A 16,108-nucleotide genomic window follows, 5' to 3' on the forward strand; every position below is an offset into this window, starting at 1 on the left:
AGCCGCCCTTGGTCATTGCCAAGCACGTTACCGCGATGCCACGCTGAACAACGGCGGGGGGACCTCTTCTGTCGACCCCAGGGTCTGACTTCAAATCAGCGCCAACAAGCGCCGCGAGCCACCCCGCCCCCAACGTGCATAATTCAGCAGACTCCTAGAGGCCCAGCGCTCGTGCCGATCCCCACAGCGCGACCACCGCCACCACCAGCGCCGGCGGCACCGTGCACAGCCCGAGCCGGGTGTATTCCCCGACGCCCGCCTCGACGTCGTGTCGACGAAGTACACGCCGCCACAACAGGTTTGACAAAGATCCCACATAGGTCAGGTTGGGCCCGATGTTGACCCCGATCAACACCGCCAGGATTCCCACCGGCCCGACTGGTGCGACCAGCGGCAACAGCACCAGCGTCGCCGGCAGATTGTTGACGATGTTGGCCAGCAGCGCGGCCACCGCGGCGATGGCCAGCAACGCCGGCAGCCCGCAGCCGTGTGGCAACACCGCCGACATCATCCGATCCATTCCGTTGAGCGTCACCGCCTGCACCACGACGCCCAGGGCCAGCACGAACACCAAGAACGAAACGTGCACCGACCGAAGGGTTTCCGTCACGGTGGTATGTCCGCGGCGCAGGCTGCGCACCGCCAGCACCGCCGCGCCGGCCAGGGCCACCCACGCGGGCGGCACGCCCAGCGGTTCGGACAACGCGAACCCGGCCAGCGTCAGCCCCACCACCACCAAGACGAACACCGGTGGTCGCGGTGCCGGCCCGAGTTCTTCGGGGTTCGGGGCGGCGCGCAGATCCGCGGCGAAAAACCAGCGGAACACCGCATACATCGTGGCGACGGTGAGCAGCCACGGCAATGCCATCACGAGGGTGAACTGGGTGAACGAGATGGCGGCGAGGTGAAATGCCAGCAGGTTGGTCAGATTGGACACCGGCAACAGCAGGGAGGCGCCATTGGCCAGGTGCGCGGTCGCATAGGCGTAGGGCCGCACTGGGGTTCGCAGCCGGCGCACCGCCGCCAGCACCACCGGCGTCAGCAACACCACGGTGGCGTCCAGGCTCAGCACGGCCGTGATGGAGGCGGCGATGAGGAACACCTGGCGCAGCAGTCCGTGCGAGCCGCGGGGGGTCCGGGCGATCGCCGCCCCCGCCGCCTCGAAAAGGCCCTCGTCGTCGCACAGCTTGGCCAACACCAGCACCGCGCCCAAAAACGCGACCACGCCTGACAATCCGGCGACCTGCTTGACCGCCTGATCGACCGAGACCGCGCCCACCGCAATCACGATGGCGGCGGCCGGAACCGCCGCGACCGCTTCCGGACACCCGCGCGGACGCACCACGGCAAAGCCGAGAACGACAGCAAGCAACAGCAGCGCGACGGTCAGTGTCAACGTCTGGACCGCTTCACTGCCACGGGTTCTCGCGCCGCCACACCGTCGGCAGGTGCAGTGCGACACCGTCGCGTGCCGCCAGCTCGTCGAGGATGCGCATGGACGCATCGAGGTCATCGCCCGCATAGGGCAAGGCCCGCAACGGCTTTGACAAGGGGCGGAAGAAGTCGTCCCAGTGGATGGCGATCGCCCGGCGCGCGCCCACCGCCTGCACGGTTTCCGCCCAGTAGTCGAGCAGGTAGGACCGAGGTCGCAGGCCCAGTTGACCGACGGACAGGTACACGGCATCGGCGTGCCGGCCGGTCAGTGCGCCCGTGACGAAGCCGGCGCTGCCCTGGATCAGCAGCCGCTTGCCCGTCGGCAGATGCTGGATCAGTGCCGACCAGGCCTCCCCGCAGCGATAGGCGGCCGCCTTCACCGGCGGCACCAACGGTGCGTCGATCACGCCGGGGAAGCGGTCCGGCGGACAGTGATGCGACTCCACCAGCGTCACCTCGTAGGCACCCAACCGAATCGGCTCACCCGAAGCCGCCACCACCAGCCGCTCCTCCGGCAGGCCGTAGCCGCGCCCCACGTTGGCCGCCGATTCGCCGCCGACCAATTGCGCGCCGGTGCGGTCGGCGACCAGCGCGGAATCCAGGACATGGTCGATGTGGGTGTGTACCGGGATGACGGCCGCCAGCCGCGACACCGCGGCCCGGGCCAGGCAGCCGTCCACCCGCGCCGGTGACGGTGCCACCTTGCCGGCGGCGACCCGGGCCAGGCCGGGGCGTGAGAAGTAGCCGTCGGTCAGCAGCGCGGACGACCCGTCGTCGATGAGCAGCGTCGCCACCCCCAGCCAGGTCACCCACGGTCCGGCATCCGGGCCGGCAACGGGCACGTCGAACCGGTCGGAATATCGCGCGATGTCGGGTCGCCCGAGCCGCAGCCGCATCAGCAGAACGCCCTGACATCGATGTCCGCGGCCCGCAGCCCGTCCCGGACCGCCGTCGCGATCTGCACCGCGCCCGGCGAATCACCGTGCACGCAAACCGATTCCACGCGCAGCTGGACCGGGCTGCCGTCGACCGCGGTAACCCGCCCGCAGGACACCATGTCCTGCACCCGCTGCGCGATCGTCTCCGGGTCATGCAGCACGGCACCCGGTTCCCGGCGGGAGACCAGTTGTCCGTCGGACCGGTAGGCACGATCGGCGAATGCCTCGGCGACCGTCGTCAGATTCAGCCGCTCGGCCGCGGCGAAGAACGCCGAACCCGCCATGCCCAGCACGGGCAGCGTGTCGTCCACCAAGCGCACCGCCTCGGCGACGGCGGCGGCCTGCTCGGGATTGGTCACAATCGTGTTGTACAGCGCGCCATGGGGCTTGACGTAACTGACGGTCGACCCGGCCGCGCGCGCGATCGCCTGCAATGCGCCGATCTGATATACCACGTCCGCCGTCAGGTCCGCGGGGTCGACATCGATGAAGCGCCGTCCGAATCCGGCCAGGTCGCGATAGCTCACCTGGGCGCCGATGCGCACCCCCCGCGCGGCGGCGCCGCGGCAGACTCGCAGCAGACCGGCCGGGTCACCCGCGTGAAAGCCGCACGCGACGTTGGCGCTGGTGACGATCCCGAGCATGGCGTCGTCGTCGCCGAGCCGCCAGACGCCGAAGCCCTCGCCCAAGTCGGCGTTGAGGTCGATGACGGCCATCCGCCTAGCTTATTGGGGAACCTTGGCGACGATTTGATCGAGCAGGCTGTTGACCGCCGCGTCGGTGTCCTCGTTGAGCAGGCAGACCCGCGCCTCGACCACGACGGCCCGCTGCACCGCCATCGCGTGCGAGCAGCCCCAGCGCGCGTCTTCCTCCTGGCGCATCGACAGTGTGATGCGGGAATCGCCGGCCCGCACGTCGTGGGTTAGGAAATAGCTGTGGTTGCCGTTGGAGGAGTGGAAGCCGAACCGCCGCTGCGCGCATTGCTGCCAATCCTGTCGGGCGCGCTGCAGTAGCGCCCGCGCGTCGCCGGGCGTGGTGAACGACGTGACCAGCTGCGTGACGTCGGCCGCCACCGCGTTGGGGGTGCTGAACTGGTTGCCGCGCATGGCGACGTATCCGCTGTTGGCGTACACCGTCACATCGCCCACCGAGCTCAGTCCCAGGCAGGTGCGATCGTCGACGATCTGTGCGGAGTCCGACGTGCTGGTGGCGGTGCCGACCAAGGCCATGGTGGTGGCCATGGCGGTGCCACCAGCCACGGCGATGAGTTGGTCCCGATTCAGCAGCATGGCCTCCAGGGCCGTCGGGGGCAGCATCGGCGGGGCTGAGGTAAGGGTCGTCGACGTCGCGGGGATGCGCCACCCGGGTTCGGCGGCCATCGCGGTGCCGTCGACCGCCCGGGTGCAGCCGGCGATCGCCACCGTCAGCGCGCACGCCAACGGGGCCGCGAGCAAGGCCGTCGGCCAGCGAGTCAACCGGTGCATCGCCTACTACCCCTGCGACACCTTCGCCGCGATCCGGCCCGCGATGTCGGCGGCCCGCGTCCCGGCCTGACTGTAGGCGCACGTAACGACGTCGACGGCGACGTTGTTGCGGACGGTCAGCGCCCGCTGGCAGGTCCACCCGTCGCCGCCCTCCTGCACCTCCGCAGTGCTGAGCATGCCGTTGTCGTTGGTGACGCCGGCGACCGTCCACACCGTGTCCGGCTGGCCCTGCACGGCGTCGGAGAAACGCCGATTCGAGCAGGCCGACCAACTTTGGACCGACGATCCGTAGAAGGCGTCGGCATCGTGCGCGGACGGAAACGCGACGACGGCCTGAATGGCGTAGTGGTCCCGCTTTTTGGAGTCGTTGACGCTGTCGTCGAGCCGCTGGCCGCGCACCGCGGTCCAGCCCGTGCCGGAGTAGACCTTCTCCTGGGCGGGCCCGTCGACCGCCAGGCAGTTCTTGTCGCTGATACCGGAACTCCAGTCCCACATGCCCTTGTTGGTCACCCACACCCTCATCGACGTAGCGCCCAGCGCATTGTTGACCTCGACGACCCCGAGCAGCAGCCCCTCCAGCGCCGATACCGCCACCGGATCGCGAGCCGGGCCCCCCGATCGGTCCGCCGGCATCGCGCGCCCGGCGACGCTCGTGGTGCAACCACCCACCAAGGTGGCCGCTGCGGTCAGCGCCCACACCGCGAACTGCCGGCGCACCGTTGTCTCCCCCTGCTTTGGCCAGTGCATCACTGCGTGGGACCAGCTTAAGCGGCGGCCTCCTGCCGTCGCCCCCGCAGCCAGCACAGCAGATAGATCAGAAACGAGATCGTTGCGACGAAGACCGACACCGGGATGCCGGGCGCCAGCGACAGCACGATGCCTCCCACGGCCGCGGTCTCGGCGAAGATCACCGAGGCCACAATGGCCGCGGTCGGTGAGGCGACCACCCGCGCGGCCGCGGCCGCCGGCGTGATCAGCAGCGACATCACCAGCAGCGCGCCGACGATCTGCACGGCCTGGGCGGCCACCACGCCGACCAGCGCGGCGAACACGATGCCCAGCGCTCGGACCGGAACGCCACGCGCGGCGGCGACGTCGGGATCGACCGTGGCGAACAGCAGCGGCCGGTAGCACGCGGCCAGCACCGCGACCACCAGCAGGCACACCAACGCCAACATGGCCAGCCCGGTGTAGCCGACCCCGACGATCTGCCCGGTGAGCAGCGCGAAGCTTGTCGTCGTGCGCCCCGGGTAGAGGTAGATGAACAGCACCGCCAGGCCCAGCCCGAACGCCAGCACCACCCCGGTCACCGAGTCGCGCTCCCGCGCCCGACCGCCGAGGATCCCGAACAGCGCGGCGGCCACCGCGCTGCCGATCAGCGCGCCGAGACCGACCTGAATTCCGACGAGCAACGCGAACGCGGCCCCGGTCAGCGACAGTTCACTGGACCCGTGCACGGCGAACGACATCTGCCGCATCACGATGAACGGACCGATCAGCCCGGCGACCAGCCCCAGCAGCGCGGCCGCCAGCACCGCCTGTTGGACAAAGTCGTGGCCGAGCAGTCGGGCGGTGATGTCGAAGGCGAACAGATTGCCCAGCACCTCGGAGAGCTGGTCGTTCATAACGCGTGCCCGCCGTCTTCGCCGATCACGACGTAGCGATCCCCGTGGTCTCTGGGGACCTTGACGACCTGAATGTCGGCCCGGTACAGCGTGGAGAGGGTCTCGGTGTTCATGACCTGTTCGACGGTGCCGATGCGGAATCGGCCGTCGACGAGGTAGAGCACGCGGTCGACGTAGGACACGATCGTGTTGATCTCGTGGGTGACCACCATGACCGTGGTGTTGGCCTGACGGCGGCGCCGGTCGATGAGCGCGGCGACCAGCTTGGCGTTGGCGGGGTCCAGCGTCAGCAACGGCTCGTCGCACAGCAGCAGCATCGGGTCGCTGGCCAGGGCCTGGGCGATGCGCATGCGCTGCAACTCCCCGCCCGACATCAACCCGACGCGGACGTCGGCCAGCTGTTCGCCGTTGACCTGTGCCAGCGCCCGGTCGACGGCCTGCCGGCGCCGGGCCCGTTGGGCGAATCGCAGCGGTTCGGTGCCCCAGCGGTGCCCGTCCACGCCGAGCCCGACCAGGTCGCGCCCGACCAGCATCACGTCCCGGTCGATCGGGCGGTGCTGCGGGACGTAGCCGATGTCCCCGCTGCCCGAGGTGACTTCCTTGCCGTCCACCTCGACGGCGCCCGCGCTCAGCGGCAACTGTCCCAGCAGGACCTTGAGCAACGAGGTTTTGCCGGTTCCGTTGGGACCCAGAACCGCGATGAACTCGCCCGGCGACACGGTCAGGTCCAGCCCGTCCCACAGGACACGCTCGCCGAACGCCAGCCGGGCACCGGACAGTGAGACCGCGGGCGGGCGCGGCTCGGTCGTCTCGAGGGTTTGGTCAATGACCGGCATCGGTCCGGCCCGATCGCAGCGCCGCCTGCAATTGGTTGACCGTGGCACGCTGCCAATTCAGATACTCCATGCCGTCGGGCAGGCTCTCGGTCACCAGGACGACCGGAACGCCCGCGCGTTGGGCTGCGTCCTGCAGGCCGGTGATCGCGGGTGTCTCCGTTTGCGGGTTGACCAGCACCGCCGCCACCTGACGATGGTTGACCAGGTCGAGGACGAACGCCATGTCGGCCGGTGCCGGGTCGGTTCCGTTCTCGTTGGCCTTGGCGAACGCGGGGGGAGTGCGATCCACCAGTCCGGTGGCTTGAAGGAGGTAGTAGGCCACCGGTTCGGTGGCGACGACGGAGACGTCGGGATACGTGCGGGCGATCGAGCGTTCCGCGGCGACGACGGCGTCGGCGTCGCGGTCGAATGCGGCGGCGTTGGCCCGGTAGTCGGCGGCGTCGTTTGCGTCGTCGGCCGCGAGCCGGTCGGCGATGGTGGTGGCCACCGCCTTGGCCACGGTGAGGTCGTAGAAGACGTGTTCGTTGGGTGGTGTTGCGTTGTCCGGCTTGGGGGCGAACGAGTAGGCGTCCACCGGTTTGATGTCGGGATGCTGGGCGAGCACCTGGGTCAGCCAGGGGTCGTAGCCGCCGCCGTTGCAGATCACCAACCGGGCGTCGGCGACGCTCGCGGCGTCCGCGGCGGTGGCCTGGTAGGTGTGTGGGTCGACGTTGGAGCCGCGCAGGATCGACTTGACGTCCAGATGCCGTCCGGCGACCGCGCGGGCGACGCTGCCCCAGACGTCGGTCGAGGCGACGATGCCGGCGTCATGAAGGTGTCCCGAACCGCCCGCTCCGCAGCCCGCAAGGGCGGTCGCGCCCATCAAACAGGCCGCCGCGAAAGTGCGGCTGGCGAGCCGCGAGCCGGCCCGTCGGCGCTGCCCTTCGACTTGGCTCATTCCGGTCCCATCAGCGCATACGGTTGCGGGCTCCTGCTCGCCACCCCCCGCCAGCAGACGCATCCGAGTTGAAAATCGTTCTCAACAAATTAGCAGATCGCGCCGGTGGGAGCGCGGCCAAGTGATGGGCGGTAGCGTCAGCCAACGTGAGCCCGACACCACGACGGCGTGCGACGCTGGCGTCGTTGGCTGCCGAGCTGAAGGTGTCACGAACCACGATTTCGAACGCGTTCAATCGGCCGGATCAGCTCTCGCCCGATATGCGCGAACGGGTGCTGGCCACCGCCAAACGGCTCGGCTACGCCGGCCCAGACCCGGTGGCGCGGTCGTTGCGCACCCGCCGGGCGGACGCCGTGGGGCTGCTGATGGCCGAGCCGTTGACGTACTTCTTCAACGACCCGGCGGCTCGCGATTTCGTTGCGGGAGTGGCGGAGTCGTGCGAAGAGCGCGGCCAGGGGCTGTTGCTGGTCGCGGTCGGGCCGACGCGGAGCCCGGACGACGGCAATGCCGCGGTATTGAGCGCGGGCGTGGACGGCTTCGTGGTGTATTCGGTGCGGGACGACGATCCCCACCTTCAGCTGGTGTTGCAGCGGCGGCTGCCCGTGGTGGTGGTCGATCAACCCGCCGGGCTGTCCGGGGTGTCGCGGGTCGGCATCGACGACCGGGCGGCGATGCGCCAGCTCGCCGACTACGTGCTGGGGTTGGGTCATACCGAGATCGGGTTGCTGACCATGCGCCTCGGTCAGGACCGCCGGCAAGGCGTGGCGGACGCGGATCGCTTGCGCTCGTTGATGTTCAGCGTGCAGCGGGAACGTATTGCCGGGGTGTGGGACGCCATGCGGGCCGTCGGGCTGGCTCCGGAGTCGCTGACCGTGGTGGAAAGTTACGAGCACCTGTCGACCTCGGGCGGCGAGGCGGCCAAGGTGGCGCTGGAGGCCAATCCGCGGATCACCGCATTGATGTGCACCGCCGACGTTCTGGCGTTGTCGGCGATGGATTACCTTCGTGCACATGGCATTTACGTGCCCGGCCAGATCAGCGTCACCGGTTTCGACGGCGTGCCCGATGCCATCAACCGGGGCCTGACGACGGTGGCGCAGCCCAGCCTGCAGAAGGGTCATCGGGCCGGGGAGTTGCTGCTCAGCCCGCCACGGTCCGGGCTGCCGGTTGTCGAGTTGCTCGACACCGAGCTGATCCGGGGCCGCACCGCCGGTCCGCCCGTGTAGCGCTACTTCGAGTCGGTGTCGCCGATCAGCAGTCGCACGGCCAGGTCCAGCCGCTTGCTGACATCGGTCGCCGAGGCCCGCCGGGTCAGCCAGGCCAGCAGGTTGGACAACCACACGTCGGAGATCACCCGGGCGATGTGGTACTGGTCCTCGGTCGGTTCACCGTCGCTCATCGCGCGCGCGAACATGCTGTCGATGAGCTTCTCCACCTGGTCGACCTCGCTGGCCGCCGACGCGTCGGCGAAGACGTAGGCACGTGTCATCGCCTCGGTGAGTAACGGATTGCGCTGCATCGCCCGGTTGAGCTTGCCGACCATGAAATTCAGCCGCTGGAACGGGGTGCCGCCGGTCATCGAGGAGCGATCGGTCTTGGCGTCGATGCGGCTGAATTCCCGGCCCAGGGCCGAGACCAGCAGGTGCACCTTCGACGGGAAATAGCGGTACAGGGTGCCGACGGCCACGTCGGCCCGGTCGGCCACCGCCCGCATCTGGACAGCCTCGTACCCGCCCTTCGACGCGATGGCCATCGTCGCGTCCAGGATGCGTTTGCGGCGCTCCCGTTGTGCCTCCGAGCCGAGTTCGGACTCGGCGAGAACGGCCACGTTCATGACCTCGCGCGGCTGCGAGTCAGAGACGTGGCCCTCGTTGACGTTCGTTGGCGACATCTGACGGGTTGCTCCTCTTGCGGGCGGTTCGTTCGCAAACGATACGCAAGCCGAATGTGAATTTCCCACCTCCGTTCCGCCGGGCCAGCGACCTGTCCTGCTGCGATGGCGTTCGACTTGAGGGTCGTTCGCTGGCACTATTAGAACACGTTCTAGTCTGCAGTAGTGCCCCTAACGGTCACGCTGAATCCAGTACACGGAGGGCCTCCAGGTGGTAGCGACCGTCACCGACGAACAGTTTGCGGCGCGCGAGTTGGTTCGCGACTGGGCCCGTAACACGACGTCCGGTCCGGGCGGGACCGCGGCGATCCGCGCGGTAGAGCAGGGTGATGCCGACGCGTGGCGACCGGTGTTTGCTCGGCTGGCCGACCTCGGGTTGTTCGGGGTGGCCATCTCCGAGGACGCCGGCGGGGCCGGCGGCAGCGTCGAGGACCTGTGCGCGATGGTCGAGGAGGCGGCCAAGGCGCTGGTCCCTGGGCCGATCGCGACCACCGCGCTGGCAACACTCGTTCTCACCGACCCGGAGGTGCTGTCGGGGCTGGCCTCCGGCGAGCGTTTCGCCGGGCTCGCGCTCGAGGGCGCCGCGCGATTCGACGGCGCCTCGGTGTCGGGAACGGTCGACTTCGTGCTCGGCGGCGCCGCCGGGGGGCTGCTGCTGTTGCCCGCCGCCGAGCAATGGGTGCTGGTCGACACCGCCGCCGACGGCGTCACCGTCGAGCCGCTGCAGGCCACCGACTTCTCCCGGCCGCTGGCGCGTGTGGTGCTGTCGTCGGCGCCGGCCACGCCGATCGACGTATCGCGCGAGCGCCTCGAGAACCTGACCGCGACGGTGCTGGCGGCCGAGGCGGCCGGGATCACCCGCTGGTCGCTGGACACCGCCGTCGCCTACGCCAAGGTGCGCGAGCAGTTCGGCAAGCCGATCGGCAGCTTCCAGGCCATCAAGCATCTGTGTGCGGAGATGCTGTGCCGCGCCGAGCAGGCCGAGGTGGCCGCGGCCGATGCGGCGCGCGCGGCCCGCGAGTCCCCGGATTCCGAAGACGCCCGGCAGTTCTCCATCGCTGCTGCCCTGGCAGCGAGCGTCGGCATCGCCGCGGCCAAGGCCAACGTGAAGGACTGTATCCAGGTTCTCGGCGGCATCGGCTGCACCTGGGAGCATGACGCACATCTGTACCTGCGCCGCGCGCACGCGATCGGCCGGTTCCTGGCTGGATCGCAACGCGGCCCCGAGCGATGGCTCCGCCGCGTCACCGCGCTGACCCAGGACGGGGTACGGCGCCGCCTGAGCATCGATCTCACCGAGGTCGAGAGCCAGCGCGCCGAGATCGCCGCGGCGGTCGCCGAGATTGCCGCACTGCCAGTCGAGAAGCGGCAACTTGCGCTGGCCGAAGCGGGATTGCAGGCGCCGCACTGGCCCAAACCCTACGGGCGTGCCGCCGCTCCGGCAGAACAGCTGCTCATCGATCAGGAACTGGCCGCCGCCGGCGTCGAACGGCCCGACCTGGTGATCGGCTGGTGGGCGGCACCGACCATCCTCGAGCACGGCACACCCGAGCAGGTGCAGCGATTCGTGCCGGGCACGCTGCGCGGCGAATTCCTTTGGTGCCAACTGTTTTCCGAGCCCGGGGCGGGCTCCGACCTGGCGTCGCTGCGCACCAAAGCGGTGCGCACCGAAGAGCCGGGTGACGGCTGGTTGTTGACCGGGCAGAAGGTCTGGACGTCTGCGGCGCACAAGGCCCGCTGGGGCGTGTGCCTGGCGCGCACCGATCCGAACGCCCCGAAACACAAAGGCATCACTTATTTTCTGGTCGACATGACCTCGCCCGGCATCGAGATCCGGCCGCTGCGGGAGATCACTGGCGACTCGCTGTTTAACGAGGTGTTCCTGGACAACGTGTTCGTGCCCGACGAGCTCGTGGTCGGTGCGGTCAACGACGGGTGGCGGCTGGCCCGCACCACCTTGGCGAACGAGCGGGTGGCGATGGCCAACGGGACGGCCCTGGGCAATCCGATGGAAGACCTGCTAAAGCTTTTGGCGGCGCGGGATCTCGACGTTGCCGAACAGGACCGGCTGGCGCGGCTGATCGTGTTGGCGCAGACCGGTGCCCTGCTCGACCAGCGCATCGCCCAGCTCGCGGTGGGCGGCCAGGACCCCGGCGCGCAATCCAGCGTGCGCAAGTTGATCGGGGTCCGCTACCGGCAGGCGCTGGCCGAATTCACGATGGACGTCGCCGAGGGCGGTGGCCTGGTCCACAACCGCGCGGTGTTCGACTTCCTCAACACCCGCTGCCTGACGATCGCGGGCGGCACCGAGCAGATCTTGCTCACGGTCGCCGCCGAGCGACTGCTGGGCCTGCCGCGCTAGCCGAGATCGGCCGCGGCGGAGTGGAGTTCGCGTAACTCCTGGCAGGCCATGACACCCAGATCGCCGCTCTCGCCCGGTTCGCCCCAGCGGGCATAGGCCTTTTTGAACGCCAGCGCCCCCAGCTCCGCGGCCAACACCGCCGTCGACTCGGGAATGCCCCGGGTCTGCAGCGCTTCGGCCATCGCCAGGGCGAGCCCAATCTGCTTGAGCGCGTTGCGTTCTTGAAGTTCGCGGCTGGGGGCGATCGCGGCCTTGAGTCGGGGCGCGAGCTCGCGGTTGAACGACGTGAAGGCCGCCGCCGCCGATTTCAGGCCCGAGCACACCGCGGTCAACGGTGTCGCGTCGGCGGGCGCCGCGGCGATGCCCTCGCGCAGTAGCTGTGCGATCGCGTCCTGACCCGCCGCCAGCAGGTCGCGCTTGTCCGGGAAATGGCGGAAGAACGTGCTCTTGGTCAGGCCGGCCCGCTCGGCGATCTGCGTCACGGTCGTCTCGTCGTATCCCTGTTCGTTGAACAGCTCGAGTGCCGCGGCGACCAGGCGTTCGCGCGCGTCGGGTTCCCAGCGGGCCATGGTCCCACGATAGTGACGCGACCATGGTCCCATCACCGGTGTAGGGTGATGGGATAAAAGTCCCATCACCCGAAGGAGCTGTTCGTGCGCGTACTCGTCACTGGAGCCAGCGGAGGGATCGGCTCGGCCGTCGTCGCGGACTTGCTCACCGCCGGCCATCAGGTCGTCGGCCTGGCGCGCTCGGAGGCCGCGGCGGCGACCGTCGCAGGCCTGGGTGCGGAGCCGCTGCGCGGCGACATCACCGACCTCGACCTCTTAGCGAAGGCGGGTACCGACGCCGACGGCGTTGTCTACCTGGCGTTCTCCCATGACTTCAGCCGTGCCGGCGACGCGATCGGCGACGAGGCCCGCGCGGTCACCGCGCTGGGCGACGCGCTCGTGGACACCGGCAAGGCGCTGGTGCTGGCCGGCGGGACTCCCGCGGTGACCGGACGGCCCAGCACCGAGGACGACCCGTTCACCACCGAGGGCCCGATGTCGGGGCGCGGCCGCACCGGCCGGGCCGTCGTCGATCTCGCTGGGCGCGGCGTGCGATCGGCCGTGGTGCGATTGCCGCGCTCAGTGCACGACGCCGGCGGGCGCTACGGCTTTGCCGGCCTGCTGATGCGGGCCGCGCAACACACTGGGGTGTCGGCCTATGTCGGCGACGGCACGCAACGCTGGCCCGCGGTGCATCGCGACGACGCGGCGAGGTTGTTCCGCATCGCCCTCGAACAGGCCCCGCCGGGCTCGGTCCTGCACGCGGTGGGCGACGAGGGGGACCCGATGCGGCGGATCGCCGAGGTGATCGGCCGCCGGCTCGATGTCCCCGTCGAACCCGCGGCGCCCGACAAATTCGGGCCGCTCGGCACAATGTTCGCGGTCGACCAGCCCTCGTCGAGCGCGCTGACCCGCCAACGGTTCGGCTGGCGCCCCACCGGCCCCAGCCTGCTCGAAGACCTGGAAACCGGCGTCATTCCGGCATGAGGGCACGCGGCCCGGATCCGGACCGCGTCAGGAGAACGTCGTCTGCGCGCAGGTGCTCGGCGAGGTGATGTTGACCCCGGGATAGACCACCTGGATGTGGGTGCACACGATGACGTTGACATCGGTCTTGGGTTGTCCCGTCGACCAATCCGTGGAGTCGATCCGGCCGGTGCTCTGGTACTTCTCCGGCGGGCCCTCGCCGAAGTACACCGTGGTGATCTCGTCGGTGCCCATGGATTTCATCACCCGCTCGTACTGGCCGTTGGCGTGCGCGTCCAGGTAGGCCATCCGGTTGGACGAACGGATCTCGGTGGTCTGGCGCGCCCACAGGCCGGGCGGGAACCCTGTGACGCCGTTGGGTGTCTGCATGTCCGCGCCGACGTTGAAGTCGCAGTGGCCATCGGATTTGAAGCAGTTGAGGACGGCCCGCGTCTCCAGCTGGTTGGGCCCGTCCAACGGGAACAGGGTGGTGGCGGTGTTGCTCGCCGCCTCGGCAACGGGAACAGCAACGGGTACGGGCAGGGGCAGCACGGTCGACATCAGTCCGGCGGCAGCGCCGGCGATCAGCGTGCCCGTGACCGAGCGCAACATCGGCGCTTCCTTCCGTCGAATCTCAAGGGGAGAACGTAACTGCGCGACTAGTCGTCGTAGGTGACTTCTACCGAATCAGATTCCGGGTGAGATTGACAGGCCAAGATCAGCCCGTCGTCGAGATCCTGCTGCTCGAGCACGTCGTTGACTTCCATGTTCACTTTGCCGCTTTTGAGCGTGCAGGCGCATGCCCCGCAGTGTCCTTCTCGGCAGGAGAACGGCGCATCGAGGCCCTTGGCCAGCAGCACGTCGAGCAACTTGGCGTTGCGTGGCCACGACACGGTATGGGTTTCCCCGTCCAACTGCACGACGGCGGTGGCCGGCGGTTGATCGCCCGTCTCGGTGTCGTCGATTGTCACCGCGGCGAAGGGATCTGACTCCAGCGATTTGAACACCTCGATATGCACATGGGACGCAGGCACTTTCAGTGTTTCGAGCGCCTGCCGTGCGGCCTCCATGAACGGGCCGGGCCCACAGATGAAGGCGTGCCGGTCGGTGAACGGCCGGGCCAGCTTGACCAGCGCGGCAGCGCTGGGCAACCCCTGCAACGACTCCAGCCAGTGCAGCACCGTGAGCCGGTCGGGGTGGTCGGCGGCCAGCTCGCGCAGCGCCTCGGCGAAGATCACCGAGTTCTCGTCGCGGTTGGCGTAGACCAGCGTCACCTGACCGCTGCCCTCCGACAGCGCGGACTTGCAGATCGACATGATCGGGGTGATTCCGCTGCCCGCGGCCAATAGCAAAAAATCGTCGTCGAGCGTCTTGGGCACGAAGTTGCCCGAGGGTGCCAGCACGTGAATCCGCATGCCGGGCTTCGCGTTGTCGCACAGCCAGTTGGATGCGTAGCCGTCGGCGGTGCGTTTCACCGTGACCGTGAGCGCCTGGTCGGTGAACGGTGAGCTGCACAGCGAGTAACACCGCGCCACCGCCCCGGTGCGCTCGCTGGGCACCCGCAAGGTCAGGAATTGGCCCGGTGCGTAGTGCAGCCGTTCGGGCGGAATCGCGGGGTCGCCCGACGCGTCCGGCACCGCGAACACCAGGGAGCGCGCTTCGTTCGTTTCGTCGACGACCTCGGCGATCTGCAGCTCAAGGACGTGGTCGCCCAGCGGCTCGTCCAGATCTGCTTCCGTCAAGACCCGCCCTCCCTTTCCTGACAACTAGAACATGTTACAGAAAAGCCGATTTATATCGCTACCAGCCGCAGGAATACCCTGCTCGACACAAATCAGAACATGTTCTAGTCTGCTGGGTAAGTCCAGTGGAGTAAGTCTGGCCCAGGAGGCAAACGTAAGTGACGTCCATTCAACAGCGTGACGCGCAGTCGGTCTTGGCGGGGATCGACGATCTGCTCCCCAAAATCCGGGAGCGCGCTCAGGCGACAGAGGACCTGCGCCGGCTGCCCGACGTGACCGTTGCCGAACTCGACGAGGTCGGCTTTTTCACCCTGCTGCAGCCCGAGCAGTGGGGGGGTCTGCAATGCGACCCCGCCCTGTTCTACGAGGCGGTGCGGCGCATCGCCAGCGCATGTGGCTCCACCGGTTGGGTCAGCTCGATCATCGGCGTGCACAACTGGCATCTGGCACTGTTTGACCAGCAGGCCCAGGAAGAGGTGTGGGGCGAGGACCCCAAGACCCGGGTGTCGTCCTCGTACGCCCCGATGGGTGCCGGCGTCGTGACCGACGGTGGCTACCTGGTCAGCGGCTCCTGGAACTGGTCGTCGGGCTGCGACCACGCCACCTGGGCGTTCCTGGGCGGGCCCGTCATCAAGGATGGCCGGCCCGTCGACTTCGGCAGCTTCCTGATCCCGCGCAGCGAGTACCGCATCGACGACGTCTGGCACGTCGTCGGGCTGCGCGGCACGGGAAGCAACACCATCGTCGTCAAGGACGTCTTCGTGCCACGGCACCGCTTCCTGTCCTACAAGGCCATGAACGACCAAACCGCCGGCGGCTACCAGACGAACACCGCTCCGGTCTACAAAATGCCCTGGGGCACAATGCATCCCACGACTATTTCGGCGCCCATCGTCGGGATGGCCTACGGCGCCTACGACGCCCACGTCGAGCACCAGGGCAAGCGGGTGCGTGCGGCGTTCGCCGGTGAGAAGGCCAAGGACGACCCGTTCGCCAAGGTGCGCATCGCCGAGGCCGCCAGCGACATCGACGCGGCGTGGCGCCAGCTGAGCGGAAATGTCGCCGACGAGTATGCGCTCTTGGCCGCCGGCACGGAGATCCCGTTCGAGCTGCGCGCCCGTGCGCGACGCGACCAGGTTCGGGCCACCGGACGTGCGATCGCCTCCATCGACCGGTTGTTCGAGGCGTCCGGCGCCACGGCGCTGGCCAACGATCAACCGGTGCAACGGTTCTGGCGCGATGCGCACGCCGGACGGGTGCACGCGGCCAACGACCCCGAGCGCGCCTACCAGATCTTCGGCAATCACGAGTTCGGGTTGCCTCCCGGCGACACCATGGTCTAGGC

General features: G+C 68.8%; 16 protein-coding genes. 4 read left to right on the forward strand and 12 right to left on the reverse strand.

Translation table 11 applies throughout. The features are described from left to right. Positions 1 to 154 precede the first annotated feature (154 nt). Genes AWC25_RS04795 through AWC25_RS04830 form a run of 8 tightly spaced genes read right to left on the reverse strand, consistent with a single transcriptional unit; the run spans position 155 to position 7,179 of the window. Positions 155 to 1,396: an SLC13 family permease gene (locus tag AWC25_RS04795; RefSeq protein ID WP_069402364.1), complete on the reverse strand. Its 1,242-nt coding sequence runs from the start codon at positions 1,394 to 1,396 to the stop codon at positions 155 to 157. Positions 1,397 to 1,409: 13 nt separating this feature from the next. After that, positions 1,410 to 2,330, reverse strand: coding sequence for an MBL fold metallo-hydrolase (locus AWC25_RS04800; protein WP_069402363.1), 921 nt, complete (start codon positions 2,328 to 2,330; stop codon positions 1,410 to 1,412). Then, complete coding sequence (locus AWC25_RS04805; protein ID WP_069402362.1) at positions 2,330 to 3,088, reverse strand: LamB/YcsF family protein; 759 nt, start codon at positions 3,086 to 3,088, stop codon at positions 2,330 to 2,332. Before AWC25_RS04805 ends, AWC25_RS04800 begins: the two co-directional genes overlap by 1 nt. A 9-nt stretch (positions 3,089 to 3,097) precedes the next feature. Next, a complete protein-coding gene (locus AWC25_RS04810) occupies positions 3,098 to 3,856 on the reverse strand; it encodes a sensor domain-containing protein (protein WP_084229515.1) in 759 nt (252 codons plus the stop codon). 6 nt (positions 3,857 to 3,862) lie between these two features. Further along, positions 3,863 to 4,573, reverse strand: coding sequence for a sensor domain-containing protein (locus AWC25_RS04815; protein WP_084229514.1), 711 nt, complete (start codon positions 4,571 to 4,573; stop codon positions 3,863 to 3,865). Between the two features lie 47 nt (positions 4,574 to 4,620). Then, positions 4,621 to 5,481 carry a metal ABC transporter permease gene (locus AWC25_RS04820; protein WP_069402361.1) on the reverse strand — a complete coding sequence of 287 codons (861 nt, stop codon included), beginning with the start codon at positions 5,479 to 5,481 and terminating at the stop codon, positions 4,621 to 4,623. Then, entirely contained in the window at positions 5,478 to 6,317 is an 840-nt protein-coding gene (locus tag AWC25_RS04825) for a metal ABC transporter ATP-binding protein (protein WP_069402360.1), read from the reverse strand. The genes AWC25_RS04820 and AWC25_RS04825 overlap by 4 nt, the downstream gene beginning before the upstream one ends. After that, complete coding sequence (locus AWC25_RS04830) at positions 6,304 to 7,179, reverse strand: metal ABC transporter solute-binding protein, Zn/Mn family (protein ID WP_372513392.1); 876 nt, start codon at positions 7,177 to 7,179, stop codon at positions 6,304 to 6,306. The genes AWC25_RS04825 and AWC25_RS04830 overlap by 14 nt, the downstream gene beginning before the upstream one ends. A gap of 221 nt (positions 7,180 to 7,400) precedes the next feature. Between AWC25_RS04830 and AWC25_RS04835 the strand changes: the two genes are divergently transcribed. Then, the gene (locus tag AWC25_RS04835; protein WP_085166426.1) at positions 7,401 to 8,480 is read left to right on the forward strand and encodes an Rv3575c family transcriptional regulator; all 1,080 of its coding nucleotides are present in this window, start codon (positions 7,401 to 7,403) and stop codon (positions 8,478 to 8,480) included. Positions 8,481 to 8,482: 2 nt separating this feature from the next. Here AWC25_RS04835 and kstR read toward each other — a convergent pair whose 3' ends face one another. After that, positions 8,483 to 9,082, reverse strand: coding sequence for a cholesterol catabolism transcriptional regulator KstR (kstR, locus tag AWC25_RS04840; RefSeq protein ID WP_069402368.1), 600 nt, complete (start codon positions 9,080 to 9,082; stop codon positions 8,483 to 8,485). Between the two features lie 274 nt (positions 9,083 to 9,356). On the opposite strand from kstR, the gene AWC25_RS04845 reads away from it, so the two are divergent. Next, entirely contained in the window at positions 9,357 to 11,507 is a 2,151-nt protein-coding gene (locus tag AWC25_RS04845) for an acyl-CoA dehydrogenase family protein (protein ID WP_085166427.1), read from the forward strand. On the opposite strand, the gene AWC25_RS04850 is transcribed toward AWC25_RS04845, so the two are convergent. Further along, positions 11,504 to 12,076, reverse strand: a complete 573-nt coding sequence (locus AWC25_RS04850) for a TetR/AcrR family transcriptional regulator (RefSeq protein ID WP_085166428.1) — start codon at positions 12,074 to 12,076, stop codon at positions 11,504 to 11,506. The genes AWC25_RS04845 and AWC25_RS04850 overlap by 4 nt on opposite strands. An 84-nt stretch (positions 12,077 to 12,160) precedes the next feature. Here AWC25_RS04850 and AWC25_RS04855 point away from each other — a divergent pair, with 84 nt between their 5' ends. Then, positions 12,161 to 13,042, forward strand: a complete 882-nt coding sequence (locus AWC25_RS04855) for an SDR family oxidoreductase (RefSeq protein WP_085166429.1) — start codon at positions 12,161 to 12,163, stop codon at positions 13,040 to 13,042. A 27-nt stretch (positions 13,043 to 13,069) separates the two neighbouring features. Here AWC25_RS04855 and AWC25_RS04860 read toward each other — a convergent pair whose 3' ends face one another. Then, complete coding sequence (locus tag AWC25_RS04860; protein WP_069402354.1) at positions 13,070 to 13,633, reverse strand: hypothetical protein; 564 nt, start codon at positions 13,631 to 13,633, stop codon at positions 13,070 to 13,072. A gap of 47 nt (positions 13,634 to 13,680) precedes the next feature. Beyond that, positions 13,681 to 14,763 (reverse strand): ferredoxin--NADP reductase, encoded by a 1,083-nt coding sequence (locus AWC25_RS04865; RefSeq protein WP_085166430.1) that lies wholly within the window; start codon positions 14,761 to 14,763, stop codon positions 13,681 to 13,683. Positions 14,764 to 14,921: 158 nt separating this feature from the next. Between AWC25_RS04865 and hsaA the strand changes: the two genes are divergently transcribed. Further along, complete coding sequence (gene hsaA / locus AWC25_RS04870; protein WP_085166431.1) at positions 14,922 to 16,106, forward strand: 3-hydroxy-9,10-secoandrosta-1,3,5(10)-triene-9,17-dione monooxygenase oxygenase subunit; 1,185 nt, start codon at positions 14,922 to 14,924, stop codon at positions 16,104 to 16,106. Positions 16,107 to 16,108: the final 2 nt, after the last annotated feature.

Origin of the sequence: Mycobacterium sherrisii (assembly GCF_002102355.1) — a bacterium.
Lineage (GTDB): Bacteria > Actinomycetota > Actinomycetes > Mycobacteriales > Mycobacteriaceae > Mycobacterium > Mycobacterium sherrisii.

Bases quoted from the DNA above. Each gene is read 5' to 3' on its own strand.
- AWC25_RS04830 (WP_372513392.1), bottom strand. From the start codon at position 7,179: ATGGGCGCGACCGCCCTTGCGGGCTGCGGAGCGGGCGGTTCGGGACAC.
- AWC25_RS04860 (WP_069402354.1), bottom strand. From the start codon at position 13,633: ATGTTGCGCTCGGTCACGGGCACGCTGATCGCCGGCGCTGCCGCCGGA.
- AWC25_RS04825 (WP_069402360.1), bottom strand. From the start codon at position 6,317: ATGCCGGTCATTGACCAAACCCTCGAGACGACCGAGCCGCGCCCGCCC.
- AWC25_RS04800 (WP_069402363.1), bottom strand. From the start codon at position 2,330: ATGCGGCTGCGGCTCGGGCGACCCGACATCGCGCGATATTCCGACCGG.
- AWC25_RS04805 (WP_069402362.1), bottom strand. From the start codon at position 3,088: ATGGCCGTCATCGACCTCAACGCCGACTTGGGCGAGGGCTTCGGCGTC.
- AWC25_RS04820 (WP_069402361.1), bottom strand. From the start codon at position 5,481: ATGAACGACCAGCTCTCCGAGGTGCTGGGCAATCTGTTCGCCTTCGAC.
- AWC25_RS04810 (WP_084229515.1), bottom strand. From the start codon at position 3,856: ATGCACCGGTTGACTCGCTGGCCGACGGCCTTGCTCGCGGCCCCGTTG.
- AWC25_RS04850 (WP_085166428.1), bottom strand. From the start codon at position 12,076: ATGGCCCGCTGGGAACCCGACGCGCGCGAACGCCTGGTCGCCGCGGCA.